The organism is Pseudomonas sp. I3-I5 (assembly GCF_022699445.1).
GTDB classification, from domain to species: Bacteria; Pseudomonadota; Gammaproteobacteria; order Pseudomonadales; family Pseudomonadaceae; genus Aquipseudomonas; species Aquipseudomonas fulva.
Genome location: NZ_CP093940.1, coordinates 3,538,583 through 3,558,207, shown reverse-complemented (window position 1 = coordinate 3,558,207; position 19,625 = coordinate 3,538,583). Strand labels below are relative to the sequence as shown.

Sequence of the window (19,625 nt, the reverse complement as noted above, 5' to 3'; positions counted from 1 at the left end):
AGAACCCCGCGCTGGAGGGACGCTCCAGCGCGGGGTTCTTGTTCCTGCCGTGCAGCGTTACTTCATCGAAGAACGCGGTGCAACTGGCTGGTTGTCATTGGAAATGGTCACTTCCACACGACGGTTCTGGGCACGGCCCGAGTTGCTGGAGTTATCCGCTACAGGATATTCCTTGCCATAGCCCTGGGCAACGATGCGCGCTGGGTCTACACCTGCGCGGACCAGTGCCATGCGTACGCTGCCGGCGCGACGCTCGGACAGGGACTGGTTGTAGCTGGCCGAGCCGACGCTGTCGGTGTAACCCTCGACGATCACTTTGCGCTCAGGGTTTTCCTGAAGGAACTGAGCCAGCTTGGTGATGTTCGGGTAGGCATTGCTCTTGAGCTCAGCCTTGTTGAAGTCGAACAGCACGTCGCCGAAGGTCACCAGGGTGCCGCGCTCGGTCTGCTTGGCGTTCAGGCTTTGCTGCAGCTTGGCGATCTGGGCGTCACGGGCGTCCAGCTTGGCCTGTGCGCGCAGCGCGGCGGCGTTTTTCAGGTCGCCTTCAGCAGTGCGCAGGGCGATGGTCTGCTTGGCCACTTCAACACGCTGGTTGGTCAGGTAGGCCAGTTGGTCGACCTTCTGCTCGTCTTCGCGGTCCATGTAGGCTTTGTCAGCCTTGTTCAGCCAATCCTGGGCGTCCTTGGTTTCAAGGGCAGCCACTTTGCTGGCCTGCGGATCGCTCTGCAGGGAAGAGAAGTTGGTGCGAGCCGCTTCCAGGTTGGCGTTCGGGTCGTGCGAGCAGGCAGCGAGACCGACGCTCAGGGCCAGGAGGGCGGGAATCATGACGTGTTTGCGCATAGTGTTCATCCTTTGATCGAGTGCGAAGGCTAAGGGAGACAGGGCAGGGCTCATTGAGCGCTGCGCAGGCCTTCCTCACGTACGTCCTGGGCGCCTTGACGGGCGTCCTGTACGGCCTTCTGGGCCTTGGCCGCCTGGGCCTTACGTTCGGCGAGACGCGCGTCCCATTCGGCCTGTTCGGCCAGACGCTTGGCTTCGTCGTACTTCTTGTCATGCATGGCGATTTCGGCCTGCTTGAACTTGTCCTGAGCTGCTTTCATTTCGACAGCAGCGTACTCGGTGCCGCCTGCGCTGACGGCAGAGTTCACGGCGGACTGGGTCACAGCATACTGTTCGGTTGGCGGGTTGCCTGCACAGCCAGCCAGGACCAGGCTACTGCCCAGGGCCAGCGCGGCCAGCTTGAACCCGCGCACGTAAGTGGATGAAGGTTTGACAGTGCGGGTTTTCATGGTGGTCAGCTCCATTGGATCACTCCTGATAATGACGATGTCCGTAGCAGTCCATCGCTCATTCCCCGGACCGTTTTCATGCGCTTCAGCTGAATGGCGCACAAGTACCGGTGTGCAGGGTTTTAGCGTGATGGCTATTGGCTCCGACTGGAAGAATTTTCGAATAGTTCAGTAAAAAGTCCAGATTACGAGTAACTCTTTCTGACTAATCGGTCAGCTGAAATTCAGCGGAACTTTTGCCTGCCCAAGCGGTTTTCGCTACGGCCAGAAACCGAAGTCTTGGTCGGGCGACGGTCATTTCTCATCTCCCCCCGCCCCGTTCAGCGCATGCAAATGCTGACGCGAAAGTGCGAGGAAGCGGGGCGTGGGCCCTACGTCTTCGTAAAAGGGATCACCCTCTTCATCGGTGGCGATGACCTGGCGTCCCTGGACATAGGGGAAGCTTGCCTCCAGCTCCTCCAGCGCCGCACCGACCAGTTCGCCAAGTAGCGCTTCGGCGGTTCGCTTGGGGTACATGTCGATGAGCGCCGCCAGGCGCGCTTCGGACTCCAGATCAAGGTGCAACACATGTTCGGTACGGCTGAGGGTGCCGGCCGCGTTCTGTTCCCAGTGCTGGGCGAGTTCACGAATTTTCATGATGACCTCTGTTAGCGCCTGCTAGGGCACGCAAGGCATGAGAGTGGTGAGCATCGACATTAGTTTGCTTTGGGTGTGCATGGCTTGCCATCGCCGCCTTGCTCTTGGCACTCTGGCATGAGGTCGCGGCCTCACAGGCAGCGCGATGAGCCTAACAAGGCATGCCAGGCGCTTGAGCTGCGCCACGGAGAGGGCCAATGACCGATATCGATGTGCGTTTGCGTGAAGATGTCCATGTGCTGGGAGAGCTGCTCGGCGACACGATTCGTCACCAGTATGGCGATGAATTTTTGCAGAAGATCGAGGATATTCGTCACAGCGCGAAAGCTGATCGACGCAATGCCGGCGAAGAGCTCAGCTCGACCCTGGGTGATCTGGACGATGACGAACTGTTGCCGGTGGCCAGGGCATTCAACCAGTTCCTCAACCTGGCCAACATGGCCGAGCAATACCAGTTGATACGACGCCGCGATGCCGACCAACCCGAGCCCTTCGAGGCCCGCGTGCTGCCGGAGCTGCTGGCCCGCCTCAAGCAGGCCGGCCATGACGATCAGGACCTGGCGCGGCAGTTGGCTGGCCTGGATATCCAGCTGGTGCTCACAGCGCACCCTACCGAAGTCTCGCGGCGTACCCTGATCCAGAAGTACGACGCCATCGCCGCCCAGCTGGCTGCCCAGGATCATCGCGACCTGACCCCCGCCGAAACCGCGCAGATCCGCGACCGCTTGCGCCGTCTGATTGCCGAGGCCTGGCATACCGAGGAAATCCGCCGTACACGCCCCACGCCCGTGGATGAGGCCAAATGGGGCTTCGCCGTGATCGAGCACTCGTTGTGGCACGCCATCCCCAACCACCTGCGCAAAGTCGATCACGCCCTGCAGGAGGCGACCGGCCAGCGGCTGCCACTGACGGCGGCCCCCATCCGCTTCGCTTCGTGGATGGGCGGCGACCGGGACGGCAACCCCAATGTTACCGCCAAGGTCACCCGGGAAGTCCTGCTGCTGGCCCGTTGGATGGCAGCGGACCTGTTCCTGCGCGATATCGATGCGCTGGCGGCCGAGCTTTCCATGCAACAGGCCAGTACGGCCTTGCGCGAGCACGTGGGCGACAGCCCGGAGCCTTACCGTGCGCTGCTCAAGCAACTGCGCGAGCGCTTGCGGGCAACTCGCAGCTGGGCCCATTCGGCACTGTCTGCCAACGTACCGCCTGGGCCTGACGTGCTGGTGGACAACCGCGAGCTGGTTGCACCGTTGCAATTGTGTCACCAGTCGCTGCATGACTGCGGCATGGGCATCATCGCCGATGGCCCGCTGCTGGACTGCCTGCGCCGGGCCGTGACCTTCGGCCTCTTCCTGGTCAGGCTGGACGTGCGCCAAGACGCCGCGCGTCACCGTGATGCGCTGAGCGAAATCACCGAGTACCTAGGCATGGGCCGGTATGCCGACTGGGATGAGGAACAGCGTATTGACTTCCTGGAACAGGAGCTGGCCAACCGTAGGCCGCTGCTGCCAGCCCACTTCGAGCCTCAGGACGAGACGGCCGAGGTGTTGGCCACCTGCCGGGAGATCGCCGCGGCGCCAGGCGCCTCGCTGGGCTCGTACGTGATTTCGATGGCAGGTGCTGCGTCGGACGTGCTGGCGGTGCAATTGCTGCTCAAGGAAGCCGGCCTGACCCGTCCGATGCGGGTGGTGCCGCTGTTCGAAACCTTGGCTGACCTGGATAACGCGGGCCCGGTGATGCAGCGTCTGCTGGCGCTGCCCAGTTATCGCGCCGGCCTGCATGGCCCTCAGGAGGTCATGATCGGCTATTCCGATTCGGCCAAGGATGCGGGCACCACGGCCGCGGCCTGGGCCCAGTACCGCGCCCAGGAAAGCCTGGTGCGCATTTGCGCCGAGCACCAGGTCGAATTGCTGCTGTTCCATGGCCGGGGCGGTACGGTGGGGCGCGGCGGCGGCCCGGCTCACGCCGCCATTTTGTCGCAACCGCCGGGTTCGGTCGCCGGGCGGTTCCGCACCACCGAACAGGGGGAGATGATCCGCTTCAAGTTCGGCTTGCCTGGCATTGCCGAGCAGAACCTCAACCTGTATCTGGCCGCCGTGCTCGAAGCCACGCTGCTGCCACCGCCGCCCCCGCAGCCGGCCTGGCGCGACCTCATGGATCAGATGGCTGCCGATGGGGTCAAGGCCTACCGCGACGTGGTGCGTGAGCACCCGGACTTCGTCGAGTACTTCCGCCAGTCGACCCCCGAGCAGGAGTTGGGGCGCCTGCCGCTGGGCAGTCGCCCGGCCAAGCGACGTGCCGGCGGTATCGAAAGCCTGCGCGCCATCCCCTGGATCTTCGGCTGGACCCAGACTCGACTGATGCTCCCAGCCTGGCTGGGTTGGGAGACGGCACTGAACAACGCGCTGGCTGCCGGGCAGGGCCCGTTGCTTGCACAGATGCGCGAGCAGTGGCCGTTCTTCCGCACGCGCATCGACATGCTGGAGATGGTCCTGGCCAAAGCCGATGCCCAAATTGCAGAGGCCTACGACCAACGTCTGGTGCAACCGCACCTGCTACCTTTAGGTACACAGCTGCGCGACCTATTGTCGCAGTCGTGCCAGGTCGTGCTGAGCCTGACCGGGCAGCAGGTGCTACTGGCGCATAGCCCCGAAACCCTGGAATTCATCCGCCTGCGCAACACCTACCTGGACCCGCTGCATCGGCTGCAGGCAGAACTGCTGGCGCGTTCGCGTGACCGCCAGGCCGCTCTGGACAGCCCGCTGGAGCAGGCGTTGCTGGTGACCATCGCCGGTATCGCCGCGGGGCTGCGCAACACCGGTTGAGGGGAGGGGGCGGGGCTGCTTCAGAAAGGTGCAGGGGGGCATCGAACAGCGACGGCACGGGGGTTGCGCTGGGCGCAACCACTGACCCGCTCGACCTGAAGTGATGCATTCATGCAACTTTGGGACGCTTGTCGGGCTGGCAGGCGCTGTGTATCTTGAGCAGCCTTCTGACCGATTCATGGTCATACCTAATTTCCGGACTTGGCCCTGGTTGCCGAATCCATTGAATTGCATACAAAAATTTGAGGAGCACAAGATGCGCGTAATTCTGCTGGGAGCTCCCGGGGCCGGTAAAGGTACTCAGGCAAAGTTCATCACCGAAAAGTTCGGTATTCCACAGATCTCCACCGGCGACATGCTGCGTGCGGCGGTCAAGGCCGGCACGCCCCTGGGCCTGGAGCTGAAAAAAGTCATGGATGCCGGCCAACTGGTCTCCGACGAGTTGATCATCAGCCTGGTCAAAGAGCGCATCGCCCAGCCTGATTGCGCCAACGGCTGCCTGTTCGACGGTTTCCCGCGCACTATCCCACAGGCAGAGGCCATGGACGATGCGGGCGTGAACATTGATGCCGTGGTCGAGATCGCCGTGGACGACGAAGAGATCGTTGGCCGCATGGCAGGCCGTCGTGTGCACCTGGCCTCGGGCCGTACCTACCATGTCCAGTACAACCCGCCGAAAATCGAAGGCAAGGACGATGTCACTGGCGAAGACCTGATCCAGCGCGATGACGACAAGGAAGAAACCGTTCGCCATCGCCTGTCGGTCTACCACAGCCAGACCAAGCCATTGGTAGACTTCTACCAGAAGCTGTCGGCGACCAACGGTGGCAAGCCCAAGTACAGCCACATCGAAGGTGTGGGCTCGGTAGAAGCGATCACTGCCAAGGTACTGGCCGCGCTGAGCTGATCGGCACATTGTCATTGAACGACGGCCCGCTTGCGGGCCGTTGTCGTTTTTGGCCTTGTGCGGTGTGGGCGTATCCCCGGCAGCCCACACGGCGGCCCTTTGGGACACGAAGGCGCGGCTGCTCTATACTCGCGCTCTTTCCCACTCACACCTGGATACCTGTTCGATGACCACCTTGTTGGCCCTGGATACCGCCACCGAAGCCTGTTCCGTTGCACTGCTGCATAACGGTGAGGTAACCAGCCATTACGAGGTGATCCCACGCATGCATGCCCAGAAGTTGCTGCCAATGATCAAGCAACTGCTGGCCGAATCCGGCGTAGCCCTGGGCACGGTCGATGCCATTGCGTTCGGCCGTGGCCCGGGTGCGTTCACTGGTGTGCGCATTGCCATCGGCGTGGTGCAGGGGCTGGCTTTCGCCCTGGAGCGGCCCGTGTTGCCGGTGTCCAATCTCGCAGCGCTGGCCCAGGGCGCACTGCGTCAACAGGGTGCCCAGCAAGTGGCCGCCGCCATCGATGCGCGTATGGACGAGGTGTACTGGGGCTGCTATCAGGCCATAGCCGGGGAAATGCGCCTGCAAGGCGCTGAAGCGGTGCTGCCACCTGAATGTGTGGCGTTGCCAGCAGGGGCGCAAGGACCATGGTTCGGAGCAGGTACGGGTTGGGGCTATGCCGAGCGCCTAGCGGTCACTGCTGACGCAAGCGACCCCTCGGCCTTGCCCAGTGCCCTTGATGTGCTGAGCCTGGCGCGCTTTGCCTGGGCCCGGGGTGAAGCCATCGCAGCTGAGCAGGCTCAGCCGATTTACCTGCGCGATAACGTGGCAACGCCCAAAAAGCAGTAAGGCTGTTCGTCGGGCACGCTCGATAGTGCTACAACCTTTTGCATAAAGTGTGGTCAAGTTCTCAATCGAGCATTAGCGGCGGGCCATCAATGCTGCTAAATTGCCATCATTGGTCCTGGGTGCCCATGCCATGCGTGTCGACGGTTTCTCATCACAGTCCTTTCCGATCAAGCGTACGCCGCGCAAGGCAGCGGTGCATGATGACGTGGCCGATGATGGCGAACTGGTGGAAGAGGTCGCCATGGCAGCCCAGGAGCCTGCTGCTCGTCGCCGTACCGGGACGCTGCCAGCCCGTCAGCAGGACATGGTGTTCCCCCGCGCCCGTGACCGGCGCACCGCCTCGGCACTTGCCAGTTACCTGAGCACAGCGGGCTTTACCGACTGGGACATGGAAGTACTGGGGCTCGACCTGTACATTTGACGGATGAGCCTGCCGTCCATCCCCTATTTCATTGGCTGCCCCTCGTGGAGCGAAAACGCCTGGCGTGAGTACCTGTACCCTGCCGACGCCAGCGCCGCGCAGATGCTTGGGCTGTACAGCCAGGTCTTCAATGCCGTCGAAGGCAATACCACGTTCTATGCCAGGCCATCGCCTGCCACGGTGGCCCGGTGGGCGGCAACGATGCCAGCGCATTTTCGCTTCACGGCCAAGTTCCCCCGCGACATCAGCCACGGTGGCGACCTGCGCGACCATCTCGAACCTGCCTTTGACTTCATTCGCCTGATGGCGCCGCTCGGGCCGCGCGTGTCCCCTTACTGGCTGCAGTTGCCCGCTTCGTACGGCCCGGGGCGACTGGCAGAGCTGAGCCAGTTCCTGCAGCAGGTGGGTGTAAACGTTGCAGTGGAGGTGCGCCACCCGGCGTTCTTCGCCAAGGGCGAGGATGAACGCGCGCTCAACCGCCTGCTGGCCGACTTGGGTGTCGAGCGGGTGTGTCTCGATCCCAGGGCGCTGTTCAGCTGTACCTCCACTGACCCCGCCATCGTGCATGCCCAGTCCAAGAAGCCCAACGTTCCGCCGCGACCAGCCGCGTTCAGTCAGCGTCCGCAGGTGCGCTTCATCGGCCATCCGGCGCTTGAGTACAACGAACCCTTCCTGACCCCTTGGGTGGACAAGCTGGCTGCGTGGATCGAAGAGGGGCGCAGCCCGTACATCTTCTTGCACACTGCTGACAACCGCCTGGCGGCCGCGTTGGCGCAACGTTTCCACCAGCGGCTCATGTTACGCCTGCCCGGGCTGGCCGCACTGCCGGAATTGCCGCGAGCGCCGGAGGTCGAACAGCTGGGCCTGCTCTGATTTCTTCCCCATTGCCGGAGTGCTTGATCATGGATGTGCAAACCCTGCGAGCCGAAGCCTTCAAGGCCTTGCATCAACGCGATGGCGCCTTCGTCATGGCCAACCCCTGGGACGCCGGTTCAGCCAAGCTGCTGGCCAGCCTGGGTTTCGAGGCCTTGGCCAGCACCAGCGCCGGGCTTGCCTTCAGCCTGGGGCGCCCGGATGCCGAAGGGGCGCTAAGCCTCGATGACGTGCTGGACAACGCAGGCGAAATCGTCGACGCCACCGCATTGCCAGTGGCTGCGGACCTTGAGAACGGCTTCGGGGATCTGCCCGAGGATTGCGCCCAGGCCATTCTGCGCGCTGCTGAGGCAGGGCTGGTCGGTGGCTCCATCGAGGACGCCAGTGGCCGCGCCGCGTCACCTATCTACGACAAGGGCCTTGCGGTGGAGCGTGTTCGTGCTGCCGTGCAGGCGGCGCGCAGCCTGCCTTTTCCCTTCACCGTGTGCGCGCGCGCGGAAAACCTGCTGCACGGGCGCCAGGACCTGGACGACACCATCGAGCGCCTGCAGGCTTTCGCCGAGGCGGGCGCCGATGTGCTCTACGCCCCTGGGCTGCGTACGGCCGAGGAAGTGCGGGCAGTGGTGCAGGCGCTGGCGCCTCGCCCACTGAACGTGCTGATGGGCATGGCGGGGGTGCCGTTGTGCGTCAACCAGCTTCAGGACCTGGGTGTACGGCGCGTTAGCGTCGGTTCGTCGATGGCGCGTGCGGCCTTTGGCGCCTTACAGCGGGCTGCGCAGGAAATCCGTGAACAGGGTACGTTTGGCTACGCCGAGCAGGCCTTGCCGTTCGATCAGCTCAATGAGCTGTTCCGCCGCGGATGAAAGTCGTTCTGCTGCTTCTGGGCGTGCTGGTGCTGGCCGCCGGCCAGGCGTGGCACCTGGGCTGGCGCCCGCCTGCGCAGTGGAACCCGCTTGCCCCCTTGGACGTCAGCCAGCCGCCCAACTGGCTGACTGGCTTCAAGCTCAAGCGTCTGCGCGACGACCCGGCGCTTTGCCAACAGGCGCTTCAAAGCAGTCAACTGCGCTACCGGGCGCAGGCTGACAGCCCAGCCTCGGCCAAATGCCCACTGAGCAATGTCTGGCGTATCGAAGGTGGGCAGGCCCGCCTGAGCAGCAGTTTCCTGGCCAGCTGCCCGCTGGCGGTCGCCTACGCCCTGTTCGAGCGCCACGGCCTGCAGCCGGTGGCTCAGCGCGTGCTGGGCCAGTCGGTGGTGCAGGTCGATCACCTGGGTAGCTTTGCCTGCCGCAACGTCTACAACCGCAAGGCAGGGCGCTTGAGCCAGCATGCCAGCGCCAACGCCCTGGACATTGCAGGTTTTCGCCTGCGGGACGGCCAACGCATCGTCCTGGCGCGCGACTGGCAGGGGACCGGGGACAAGGCGATGTTCTTGCGTGAGGTACGTCAGGCGGCGTGCGAGCACTTCAGCACGGTGCTGGGGCCGGAGTACAATGCCGCGCACCGCGATCACTTTCATGTGGACATGGGCCGTTGGCAGGTGTGCCGTTAGCTTCAGGCGTAAGCGCGCACGTTGTTCAACACCACTGGGCGCGCCCAGTGCATGTCGAAGGCCAGGTCGTGCTGCTGGCGTGCCAGGGTCGGTTCATCGAACGGTTCGGGGGCCGGGTCCAGCAACGTGCTGTCGAACTCGGCGATCGGCAGGAACAGAGGCCGTGGTGCAGGGCCGGGACCCGGTTCAGCTAAGGGTTGGCCCTGACGGGCGACCACGGGCCGAACCCAACTGTTGTCGATATCAAGCTGACGCTGCTGCTCGATCATTTCCAGCGCACCGAACGGCTCGGGGGCGGGCGGCAGCAGGTTGGCCTCCAGTTCGGCCTTGGGCAGGAACAACGGCTCGGGTGGCGCGACCACGGTGTCTTGCACCGGGCAGGCGCGTTGCGCGTCGATCAAGGCCAGGGCACGGGCGCCGCCGACAGGTTCTCCGCTGGCCTGGTCGTACTGCACGAATGACTGGCTGACGCTGTCGACGGGCGTTTCAGATTGCTCCGCCATTGCCCGGGCGAAGAAATCCTGCCACAGGTGGCTGACGCCCCCCAGTGCCTGGGTGTTGTGCTGACTGTAGTTGTCGACAGGCGACAGGTAGGTCAAGCCGATAGGAAGAATTTCTGACATGGCAGTCGCGCGCGTTGTGCTCTGGCAGAATAGCGGGATATTGCCTGTATCGGCCGCGTTGGCCGGTTCATTAAGGGCCAGGTTGTTTTTTTCAGGTGTGAGCGATGCAAGAGCAAGGCGTGGGGATCAGGGTCGAGGCGATGTCCGAGGAGTATGCGGGCCAGGCGCAGGCATGGGCGCAGCGCTTGGGCTTGCCCTTGCAGAATGACGACGCGCAGTTCGCCGTTCAGCTGGGCCCCGAGGGGTTGCAGGTCCAGCAGTTGGGGCCCCAGGCCCCCGGCCCGGTGCGGGTCGACTTCGTCGAAGGCCAGGCTGCCCACCGGCGCCAGTTCGGCGGTGGCAACGGGCAGATGATCGCCAAGGCCGTGGGCATCGCCCAGGGTGTGAGGCCGGTGGTACTCGACGCTACCGCAGGGCTTGGCAAGGACGCCTTCGTGCTGGCCAGTCTGGGTTGCCACATGACCCTGATCGAGCGCCAGCCGCTTGTGGCTGCGCTACTGGAAGACGGGTTGGCGCGGGCCCGTGCCGATGAGGACGTCGGGCCAATCGTCGCGCGCATGCGCCTGCTGACGGGCAACGCCATCGAGTGCATGCGCAACTGGGAAGGCGAGCCGCCGCAGGTGATCTACCTGGACCCGATGTTTCCCCACCGGGACAAGAGCGCACTGGTGAAAAAGGAAATGCGCGTGTTCCGCCCGTTGGTCGGCGACGACCTGGACGCCCCGGCGCTGCTCGAAGCGGCGCTGGCGTTGGCGACCCACCGCGTGGTGGTCAAGCGACCGCGCAAGGCGCCGATCATCGACGGACCCAAACCCAGCCACGGCCTTGAGGGCAAGTCGAGCCGCTATGACATCTACCCCAAGAAGGCCTTGAAAGGCTGAGCACCGCATGAGGGTGGCCGGGCCCTGCGCCGCAGGCGACCCTGGACGATCAACGTGGGTTGTCGAGTCTGGCCCGACTCAGGGCCTGAATGCGCGCAGAAACACCTCGACCACCTCGCACACGTGCGCCTCGGCCGCTTCGCCGCACAGCGGCTCGGCGCAGCCCAGCATCAGGCGGTAATCCGGCGCGCCTTTTACCAGGCAGAAGAAATGCTCCGCTGCCCTGAGCGGGTCATCGATCCGCAACAGCCCGCGCTCGTCGGCCCCGCGCAGCAAGGCCTCCATTCCCGCCAGCACCCGCTTGGGCCCGGCCTCGTAGAAATACTCGCCAAAGCCTGGATCGCTAGTGCCCTGGGCCATGATCAGGCGACTGAGCTTGACGGCTTCGTCACTGCTGATCAGGGCCTGGAAACTGCGGGCGATGGTCAAGAGCACTTCTTCTATCGGCGCGTGCTCGGGGTATTCGAACAGTTGATCGGGCAACTGCAACTGACACGTGGCCATGACCGCCGAGCAGAACAGTGTCTGTTTGTCGGTGAAGTGGCTGTACACCGTCAGCTTCGATACACCCGCTGCCGCCGCGACCGCATCCATGCTGGTACTTGCGTAACCCAGGCTCAGAAACAGCGACTTGGCCGCTTCGAGAATGGCCTGGCGCTTGGCAAGGTCCTTTGGGCGGCCTGGGCCGCTGGAGACGTCGTTGGACATTGGGATCTGCATCTGCCTTGAAGGTTGCCTATCTTATACGGCTTGAGCGTGGCTCGCTGTTCTTGACCGCAATAGCGCGCAAACGCTCCAAAAAAACCTCGGGACGCTCTTCCCGTGCCTTGATGGCTGACTTACTATACCGGCCAGTTCAAATATTCGATCAGCATTTTGCGAAGGGATTCCCGATGTTGCCCCGTGCCCTCAGCCTTGCCCTGCCCATGGTCCTCTTGATGCTTACGGCGTGCAATCAGGAACCTGCATTACCTGCGGTGGTTCGCCCTGCTTTGGTGGTTCAGCCGCGGCCAGCCGAGGCGATGGCCGATAACTACCCAGGCGAGGTCAGGGCGCGACTGGAGCCGGAACTGGCTTTTCGCATTGGTGGCAAGGTCAGCAAGCGGCTTGTCGAAGAAGGGCAACGGGTCAAGCTCAACCAGCCGCTGGCTGAACTGGACCCGCAGGATGTGCGCCTGCAGTTGGAGGCTAACCGCGCGCAGGTAGCCGGTGCCGAGGCCAACCTGGCGCTGGTGCGCACCGAGCGTGACCGTTACCAGAAGTTGCTCGACAAGCAGATGATCAGCCACTCGCAGTACGACAACGCCGAAAACCTCTATCGCGCTGGGGTCGCCAGGCTCAAGCAGGCCAAGGCCGAGTTCGACGTGGCGGGTAACCAGGCCGACTACGCTGTGTTGCGCGCGCCTCAGGCAGGGGTGATAGCCAGGCGCCTGGTCGAAGTCGGTCAAGTCGTCGCTGCGGGTCAGACGGTATTGACCTTGGCAGCTGACGGCGAGCGCGAAGTGGCCATCGCCGTTCCCGAGCAGCAATACGCCCGCTTCGCCGTGGGCCAGCCGGTCACCGTGGAGCTGTGGTCGCACCCGGGGCGGCGCTTCGAGGGGCGGATCCGCGAGCTGTCGCCGGCCGCCGATCCGCGCTCCAGAACCTACGCGGCTCGGGTTGCCTTTACCTCCAACGAGGTGCCGGCAACGCTGGGGCAGAGCGCCAGGGTATTGGTCGCCCACCCAGGGCAGGTGCCGTTGTCGGTTCCCTTGTCGGCCGTCACGGCTGAAGCCGGCCAGGCGTACGTCTGGCGGGTCACTGGCGAGCACCGTGTGCAGCGGGTCGCGGTGCAGCTTGGCGCCTATGGGACTGACAGCGTGCCTGTGCTCGCGGGGCTTGCGGCTGACGACTGGGTGGTGGCAGCCGGCGGTCATGTGCTGCGCGAAGGCCAGCAGGTGCGACCCGTGGACCGCGCCAACCGTACAGTCGACCTGACGGGCAAGGAGTAACTCGGGATGGGTTTCAACCTCTCTGCCTGGGCGCTGCGCAACCGCCAGATCGTACTCTTTTTGATGATACTGCTCGCGGGCGTTGGCGCGCTGTCCTACACCAAGCTGGGTCAGAGCGAAGACCCGCCCTTCACCTTCAAGGCCATGGTCATCCGCACCCTGTGGCCCGGCGCCACCGCTGAGGAGGTGGCGCGCCAGGTCACTGAGCGCATCGAGAAAAAGCTCATGGAAACCGGCGAGTACGAAAAGATCGTCTCGTTCTCGCGCCCCGGTGAATCGCAGGTGACCTTCATGGCCCGCGACGCTCTGCACTCGGCCGATATCCCCACATTGTGGTACCAGATACGCAAGAAGGTCGCCGACATCCGCCACACGCTGCCACCCGAGGTGCAGGGCCCGTTCTTCAACGATGAGTTCGGCACCACGTTCGGCAACATCTATGCGCTGACTGGGCCGGGTTTCGACTATGCGGTCCTCAAGGACTATGCGGACCGTATTCAGATCCAGCTGCAGCGGGTCAAGGATGTGGGCAAGGTCGAGCTGATCGGTTTGCAGGACGAGAAGATCTGGATCGAACTGTCCAACGTCAAGCTGGCCACCCTCGGCATCCCTTTGCAGGCGGTGCAGCAGGCGTTGCAGGAGCAGAATGCGGTGAGCACGGCCGGGTTCTTCGAAACGCCCAGCGAACGTGTGCAACTGCGGGTCAGTGGGCGATTCGACAGTGTCGAGCAGATTCGCCAGTTGCCACTGCGCGTGGGCGAGCGCACGTTTCGCCTGGGCGATGTGGCGCGCGTGTACCGGGGCTACAACGATCCGCCTGCGCCGCGGATGCGCTTCATGGGCGAAGACGCCATCGGCCTGGCGGTGTCGATGAAGGATGGGGGTGACATCCTGACCTTGGGCAAGGCCCTGGAAGCGGAATTCGAGCGTCTGGCCCGCGGCTTGCCGGCCGGCTTGTCGCTGCGCAAGGTGTCCGACCAGCCCGCTGCGGTGAAGGCAGGGGTTGGCGAGTTCGTCCAGGTGCTGTGCGAGGCGCTGGTGATCGTGTTGTTGGTCAGTTTCTTTTCGCTGGGCGTGCGCACGGGGTTGGTGGTGGCGCTGGCCATCCCCCTGGTGCTGGCCATGACCTTCGCCGCCATGTACTACTTTGGCATCGGCCTGCACAAGATCTCACTGGGTGCGCTGGTGCTCGCCCTGGGGTTGCTGGTCGATGACGCCATCATTGCCGTGGAGATGATGGCGATCAAGATGGAGCAGGGCTTCGACCGCCTGAAAGCGGCAAGCTATGCGTGGACCAGCACGGCATTCCCCATGCTGACCGGCACCCTGATCACCGCAGCCGGGTTCCTGCCCATTGCCACGGCTGCCTCCAGCACCGGCGAGTACACACGGTCGATCTTCCAGGTGGTGACCATTGCGTTGCTCACCTCCTGGGTGGCCGCCGTGCTCTTCGTGCCCTACCTGGGCGAGCGGTTGCTGCCGGATCTGGCCAAGCGACACGCCGCTCGCCACGGTAACGGCGGCGCTGCACCGGACCCGTATGCCACCCCCTTCTACCAGCGTGTGCGCCGTGTGGTGGCATGGTGCGTGCGGCGCCGCAAGACCGTTATCGTGCTGACCATTGCCGCGTTCGTGGGCAGCGTGTTCCTGTTTCGCTTCGTACCGCAGCAGTTCTTCCCGGCCTCCGGGCGTCCTGAGCTGATGGTCGACCTGAAGCTTGCCGAAGGCGCATCGCTGGTCAACACGGGCGAGAAAGTCCGGCAGCTTGAGCAGTTGCTCAAGCTGCAACAGGGCATCGTCAACTATGTCGCCTATGTCGGTTCAGGGTCGCCGCGCTTTTATTTGCCTTTGGATCAGCAACTGCCCGCTGCCAGCTTCGCCCAATTCGTGGTGTTGGCCGACTCCATGCAAGCACGCGAAGACTTGCGCAGTTGGCTGATCAGCACGGTCGAGCAGCAGTTCCCTGAACTGCGCGCGCGCGTCACCCGGTTGGAAAACGGCCCACCGGTGGGCTACCCCGTGCAGTTCCGAGTGACAGGCGAGCACATCGAACAAGCACGCGCCCTGGCCCGGGAAGTGGCAGAAAAGGTGCGGGAGAACCCCCATGTGGTCAATGTGCACCTGGACTGGGAAGAGCCCAGCAAAGCCGTGTTCGTGGAGATCGACCAGGACCGCGCCCGCGCCTTGGGCGTCAGCACCCGCCAGTTGTCCAGTTTCCTGCAAAGCTCGCTCACAGGCACCGCGGTCAGCCAGTACCGCGAAGACGATGAGCTGATCGAAATCCTGCTGCGAGGCACCGCACAGGAACGCAACGACCTGAGCCAGCTCGCCAGCTTGTCGCTGCCCACGGACAACGGGCGTAGCGTGGCCCTGTCACAGGTGGCCACGCTGACCTACGGCTTCGAGGAAGGCATCATCTGGCACCGCGACCGTCTGCCGACGGTGACCGTGCGGGCCGATATCTACGACAAGGTACAGCCGGCCACGGTGGTCAAGCAGGTACAGCCTACCTTGCAAGGCATCCGGGCCAAGTTGCCCGATGGCTATCTGCTAGAGGTGGGTGGCACGGTGGAAGATGCAGAACGTGGGCAGAAATCGGTGAATGACGGCATGCCGTTGTTCATCGTGGTCGTGTTGAGCCTGCTGATGATTCAGCTGCGCAGTTTTTCTCGCACGGTCATGGTCTTTCTGACGGCGCCGCTGGGCTTGATTGGCGTGACCCTGTTCCTGCTGGTGTTCAACCAGCCGTTCGGGTTCGTCGCCATGCTGGGGACCATTGCCCTGGCGGGCATGATCATGCGCAACTCGGTCATTCTGGTGGACCAGATCGAGCAGGATATCGCATCCGGGCTGGGGCGCTGGCAGGCCATCGTCGAAGCCACGGTGCGCCGTTTCCGGCCTATCGTGCTGACGGCCTTGGCGGCCGTGCTAGCCATGATCCCGTTGTCGCGCAGCGTGTTCTACGGGCCAATGGCCGTGGCGATCATGGGCGGGCTGATCGTCGCCACCGCCTTGACCCTGCTGTTTCTGCCGGCGTTGTACGCCGCCTGGTTCAAGGTCAGGGAACGCGACTAGCGGCCTTTTTGCTGCGGTGTAAAAAGGGCCCGCGGCGGGGCCCCTTTCAGGTAGCGATCAGAGTGCGCCAAATACCTTCTTGGCCAGGCTCGTGGCGGCCTGGGCAGGGTTCTGCCGAATGCTCTGCTCCTGCTTGGCGATCATCTCGAACAAACCGTCCATTGCCTTTTCCGTCACGTAGTTCTCGATGTTGGCGTCATTCTTGATCAGCCCCAGGCCTTTGGCCTGTGCGGCGAAGGCGTTGTACTGCTGGGCCACGCCGACCTGGTCGGTCGCTTGCTTGACGATTGGCAGGAACTTGGCACGGATCTGCTCGCGGCTGCTTGTGTTCAGGTACTGGGTGGCCGAATCCTGACCGCCGCTTAGAATGCCCTTGGCATCGGTCACGGTCATGTTTCTCACGGCGTTGACGAGAATCGCCTGGGCCTGCGGCACGGCCGCCTCAGCGGCCTTGTTCATGCCGGCTTCGAGCGCGTCCACCTGGTCGCCTTTGCCGAACATTTTCATGGCCTTGGCCGCCTTGCCCAGGTTGCCGGGCAGCTCGATACGCACGTCCGGGTTGTTGCTGAAGCCGCCCGGCGTGCTCAGCTGCTTGACGGCCAACTGCGCGCCTTGGGTCAGTGCGTCTTTCAGGCCACCGGTGGCGTCCTTCTGGCTGAGGTCGCCAAGCGACAGGGCAAAGGCGCTGGCCGACAGCAGCAGGCCGGCGCACAGGGTGGTCAGACGCAGGGAGGAGCGGGTCATGGCAGTGTCCTTGTATTCAGAAAAAGGTTCATAGGGTCGCCGTTGCCAGGCCATCATCCCCGTGCAGGGCAACCTGGCGGATCGACAAGCGCAACTCGGCCGACAGCACGCGCTTGGCCACGCCTTCGGCCAACCCGCCTAGCTTCTTGCTGTAGCTCAGTTTGCCGTGTGCATTCTCGCGCAGCACACCTTGGTCGATCAGCGTCTGGATGAAGTGGCGGAACAGGCTTTTGTCGAAAAATTCCGGTGCGTTCAGGCCATGCAAGATCGAAAGGCGCTGGGCCATCATCACGCACAGTGCTTCGAGCGCTTCGGCGCTCAGGGTACCTTGGCCGCTGTTGAGCAGCAGCGAAGTCGCCATGTAGAAGCGCTGCAGGGTCTGGGTGATGCTGCGCGCCAGCAGGGTCAGCAGCACGAACTGACGAGAACTGGGCGCTGCACGGACAAAGATGTCGTGGTCCTGGCGAAGCAGGCCTTGCTCGACCAGCGCGCCAAGCCACTGGTCGATCACCTCGTCCAACTGCTCAGGTTCCCAGCGCAGGAACAGCTCCGCCTGCAGGTAGGGGTACAAGGCATGGACATATTGGCCAAGCAAGGCGCGGCTCATGCGCGAGCTACTCAGGAAGAAGCTTGCCAGCAGGGCCGGCAGGGCAAAGATGTGCAGGACATTGTTGCGGTAATAGGTCATCAGTACCGCGTTGTTTTCATCCAGGTACAGAATGCGCCCAAGCGCGTCCTTCTGCTCTGCCACCAGGTCCATCCCGCGCACATGCTCGATCAGGGCCTGACCGTCGCCTTCGGGCACTGTGGTATGTGAGGAGTAGGGCACCTGGCGCATTAACGCCAGGTACAGGTCGAGCACGCGCACCAGCGCACGTTCGTCCAGGGCCAGCTTGCTGGTGGAAAGCAGGGCCAGCGCCACTAGGTTGACCGGGTTGATGGCCGCTGCGCCGTTCAGGTGCCTGGCGACGGTATCGCCCAGGCGCGTCGTGGTTTCGCTGAGCCAAGCCGGGCGGTACTGTGGCCCGTGGTCCTGGTCTCGCCAGCCGGGTTGCTGCTGGTCGAGAAAGCTGGCCAGGCGGATGGGTTCGCCGAAGTTGACGTAGACCTGGCCAAAGCGTTGCTTGAGCGCACCCAGCACTTTGAAAATGTCGAAAATGGATTCTTTCTTCTTGCTCGCCCCGCGCAACTCACCCAGGTAGGTACGCCCTTCGAGTACGCGCTCATACCCAATGTAGACAGGCACGAACACGATCGGCGTGCGTGAGGAGCGCAGGAAGCTGCGCAGGGTGATGGCCAGCATTCCCGTGCGCGGCTGGAGCATGCGCCCGGTACGCGAGCGGCCGCCCTCGACGAAGTACTCCACCGGGAACCCTTTGGTGTACAGCGTATGCAGGTATTCGTTGAACACGGCGGTGTAGAGCGGGTTGCCCTTGAACGACCGGCGCATGAAGAACGCACCACCACGGCGCAACAGGTTGCCCACCACGGGCATGTTCAGGTTGATGCCGGCCGCCACATGCGGTGGTGTCAGGCCGTTCTTGAACAGCAGGTACGACAGCAGCAGGTAGTCGATATGGCTACGGTGGCAAGGGACGTAGATCACCTCGTGGCCCGGGGCGATGCCCTGGACCTGCTCGATGTGGTTGACCTTGATGCCGTCATAGATCTTGTGCCAGAACCAGCTGAGTACCACTTCGAGAAAGCGAATGGCCGTGTAGGTGTAGTCCGAGGCGATTTCGTTACCGTAGTGGCGGGCCTGTGCCTCGGCCTTGGCTTGGGGCACGTGCTCGCGCTCAGCGTGCTCGGCGATGGCCTGGCGCACCAACGGCGCATGGATCAAGCCTTTGACCAGGTTGCGTCGGTGGGAGATGTCCGGCCCGATGACCGCTGTCTTGAGGTTGCGCAGGTGCACGCGCATCAGGCGCTGGGCCATGCGCACGGTGCGGGCGTGGCCCTTGTTGTGCTGCACGAGTTCGCGCAGGTGAATCGGGGTGGAGAACTGCACCCGGGTCTTGCGTCCCAGGATCAGCACGGTCAGCAAGCGGCGCAAGCGGCCGGTCACCGCCCAGCTGTCGGCAAACAGCAGCTTCCACGGGCTCGACTCGCTGTCGGGCGATTGCCCCCAGAACACACTCACCGGAATGATCTGCGCATCTTCCTCGGCGTGCTGGCCGAGCACTTCGACCAGACGTTCCAGGGTAGGCGGGGCGCCACTTTTGTCATGGCGCCCCAGCCAGTCCGGGTCGGGGGTGAGGTAGAAGAACGCAGCCGCCTCGTGCAGGGGGCCGACGACCACTGGCAGTACCGGGCGTGGCAGCCCTGCCTTGGTGCATTCGTGGTCGAGCACCGCCAGGTCCGTCAGCGCAGGCGAAGGCAAGGCGTAGAACACAGGGCGACTGCGGTCGAGCTTGAGGGTCAGGGCTGACTGATTGATGGTTTCGGAGCGCACCCACAGGTACAAGAACCGGCGCAGAACGCCGAATACCAAGCGGTGCAGGGGAGAACGGGTCATGAAAAGAGCCCTGGTTGAGGGTGAAGAGTGCCGAGCGCAGCGATCACTGCGCGGTTAGCCCAGATAGGCCAGTCGTTCGCATTGCGCCTAGCTTGACGTGCACGTGGCCTGTCTTCAATTTTTTTATGCGCCAGCACCGATCAGGCCTGCCGCTTGCAGGAGATTTACGCACGCGGCGCTGATTCGGGGCGATTGTCTCGTGTCTGCAAGGCGATTTTCACAATAAAAATCCGGAGTAGTGCAGATGTCGTCTCGTGAGACTGGGAACGTGAAGTGGTTCAACGATGCCAAGGGCTATGGCTTCATTCAACGGGAAGGGGGCGCAGATGTCTTCGTTCACTACCGGGCCATCCGGGGTGAGGGGCATCGTAGCCTGGTCGAGGGCCAGCAGGTCGAGTATGCCTGCGTGCAGGGCCAGAAAGGCCTGCAGGCCGAGGATGTCGTGGGTCTCTGAG

General features: G+C 63.5%; 18 protein-coding genes. 11 read left to right on the top strand and 7 right to left on the bottom strand.

Features of this window, described 5'->3' with window-relative positions:
* Positions 1–57 precede the first annotated feature (57 nt).
* The 3 genes from MOP87_RS15860 to MOP87_RS15850 form a co-directional block, all read right to left on the bottom strand.
* Entirely contained in the window at positions 58–840 is a 783-nt protein-coding gene (locus tag MOP87_RS15860; protein ID WP_027913844.1) for an OmpA family protein, read from the bottom strand.
* A gap of 50 nt (positions 841–890) precedes the next feature.
* Positions 891–1,304: a DUF4398 domain-containing protein gene (locus MOP87_RS15855; protein ID WP_023534068.1), complete on the bottom strand. Its 414-nt coding sequence runs from the start codon at positions 1,302–1,304 to the stop codon at positions 891–893.
* 279 nt (positions 1,305–1,583) lie between these two features.
* The gene (locus tag MOP87_RS15850; RefSeq protein ID WP_242809796.1) at positions 1,584–1,925 is read right to left on the bottom strand and encodes a pilin assembly protein; all 342 of its coding nucleotides are present in this window, start codon (positions 1,923–1,925) and stop codon (positions 1,584–1,586) included.
* 197 nt (positions 1,926–2,122) lie between these two features.
* On the opposite strand from MOP87_RS15850, the gene ppc reads away from it, so the two are divergent.
* From ppc to MOP87_RS15815, 7 genes are all read left to right on the top strand, one after another.
* Positions 2,123–4,750: a phosphoenolpyruvate carboxylase gene (ppc, locus tag MOP87_RS15845; protein ID WP_145280622.1), complete on the top strand. Its 2,628-nt coding sequence runs from the start codon at positions 2,123–2,125 to the stop codon at positions 4,748–4,750.
* 256 nt (positions 4,751–5,006) lie between these two features.
* Entirely contained in the window at positions 5,007–5,657 is a 651-nt protein-coding gene (adk, locus tag MOP87_RS15840) for an adenylate kinase (protein ID WP_028686901.1), read from the top strand.
* A gap of 166 nt (positions 5,658–5,823) precedes the next feature.
* On the top strand, positions 5,824–6,498 hold the full coding sequence (tsaB, locus tag MOP87_RS15835; protein WP_242809795.1) for a tRNA (adenosine(37)-N6)-threonylcarbamoyltransferase complex dimerization subunit type 1 TsaB: 675 nt from the start codon (positions 5,824–5,826) through the stop codon (positions 6,496–6,498).
* A gap of 130 nt (positions 6,499–6,628) precedes the next feature.
* Entirely contained in the window at positions 6,629–6,919 is a 291-nt protein-coding gene (locus MOP87_RS15830; RefSeq protein WP_049695516.1) for a hypothetical protein, read from the top strand.
* 3 nt (positions 6,920–6,922) lie between these two features.
* On the top strand, positions 6,923–7,792 hold the full coding sequence (locus MOP87_RS15825) for a DUF72 domain-containing protein (RefSeq protein WP_049695517.1): 870 nt from the start codon (positions 6,923–6,925) through the stop codon (positions 7,790–7,792).
* Positions 7,793–7,821: 29 nt separating this feature from the next.
* Positions 7,822–8,655 (top strand): isocitrate lyase/phosphoenolpyruvate mutase family protein, encoded by an 834-nt coding sequence (locus MOP87_RS15820; RefSeq protein WP_140174111.1) that lies wholly within the window; start codon positions 7,822–7,824, stop codon positions 8,653–8,655.
* Positions 8,652–9,341: an extensin family protein gene (locus tag MOP87_RS15815; protein WP_027913852.1), complete on the top strand. Its 690-nt coding sequence runs from the start codon at positions 8,652–8,654 to the stop codon at positions 9,339–9,341. Before MOP87_RS15820 ends, MOP87_RS15815 begins: the two co-directional genes overlap by 4 nt.
* A 2-nt stretch (positions 9,342–9,343) precedes the next feature.
* Here the strand turns inward: MOP87_RS15815 and MOP87_RS15810 are convergent, their stop codons facing one another.
* On the bottom strand, positions 9,344–9,964 hold the full coding sequence (locus MOP87_RS15810) for a hypothetical protein (RefSeq protein WP_027913853.1): 621 nt from the start codon (positions 9,962–9,964) through the stop codon (positions 9,344–9,346).
* A gap of 104 nt (positions 9,965–10,068) precedes the next feature.
* Between MOP87_RS15810 and MOP87_RS15805 the strand changes: the two genes are divergently transcribed.
* Positions 10,069–10,845: a class I SAM-dependent methyltransferase gene (locus MOP87_RS15805; protein ID WP_049695519.1), complete on the top strand. Its 777-nt coding sequence runs from the start codon at positions 10,069–10,071 to the stop codon at positions 10,843–10,845.
* A gap of 78 nt (positions 10,846–10,923) precedes the next feature.
* On the opposite strand, the gene MOP87_RS15800 is transcribed toward MOP87_RS15805, so the two are convergent.
* Positions 10,924–11,565: a TetR/AcrR family transcriptional regulator C-terminal domain-containing protein gene (locus tag MOP87_RS15800; protein WP_145280628.1), complete on the bottom strand. Its 642-nt coding sequence runs from the start codon at positions 11,563–11,565 to the stop codon at positions 10,924–10,926.
* 173 nt (positions 11,566–11,738) lie between these two features.
* On the opposite strand from MOP87_RS15800, the gene MOP87_RS15795 reads away from it, so the two are divergent.
* On the top strand, positions 11,739–12,836 hold the full coding sequence (locus MOP87_RS15795) for an efflux RND transporter periplasmic adaptor subunit (protein ID WP_059183688.1): 1,098 nt from the start codon (positions 11,739–11,741) through the stop codon (positions 12,834–12,836).
* Between the two features lie 6 nt (positions 12,837–12,842).
* Positions 12,843–15,911 carry an efflux RND transporter permease subunit gene (locus MOP87_RS15790; RefSeq protein WP_242809794.1) on the top strand — a complete coding sequence of 1,023 codons (3,069 nt, stop codon included), beginning with the start codon at positions 12,843–12,845 and terminating at the stop codon, positions 15,909–15,911.
* Positions 15,912–15,968: 57 nt separating this feature from the next.
* On the opposite strand, the gene MOP87_RS15785 is transcribed toward MOP87_RS15790, so the two are convergent.
* The gene (locus tag MOP87_RS15785) at positions 15,969–16,655 is read right to left on the bottom strand and encodes a DUF4197 domain-containing protein (RefSeq protein ID WP_242809793.1); all 687 of its coding nucleotides are present in this window, start codon (positions 16,653–16,655) and stop codon (positions 15,969–15,971) included.
* Positions 16,656–16,683: 28 nt separating this feature from the next.
* Entirely contained in the window at positions 16,684–19,170 is a 2,487-nt protein-coding gene (gene plsB, locus MOP87_RS15780; RefSeq protein WP_242809792.1) for a glycerol-3-phosphate 1-O-acyltransferase PlsB, read from the bottom strand.
* Positions 19,171–19,414: 244 nt separating this feature from the next.
* Between plsB and MOP87_RS15775 the strand changes: the two genes are divergently transcribed.
* Entirely contained in the window at positions 19,415–19,624 is a 210-nt protein-coding gene (locus tag MOP87_RS15775; RefSeq protein WP_023534051.1) for a cold-shock protein, read from the top strand.
* Position 19,625: the final 1 nt, after the last annotated feature.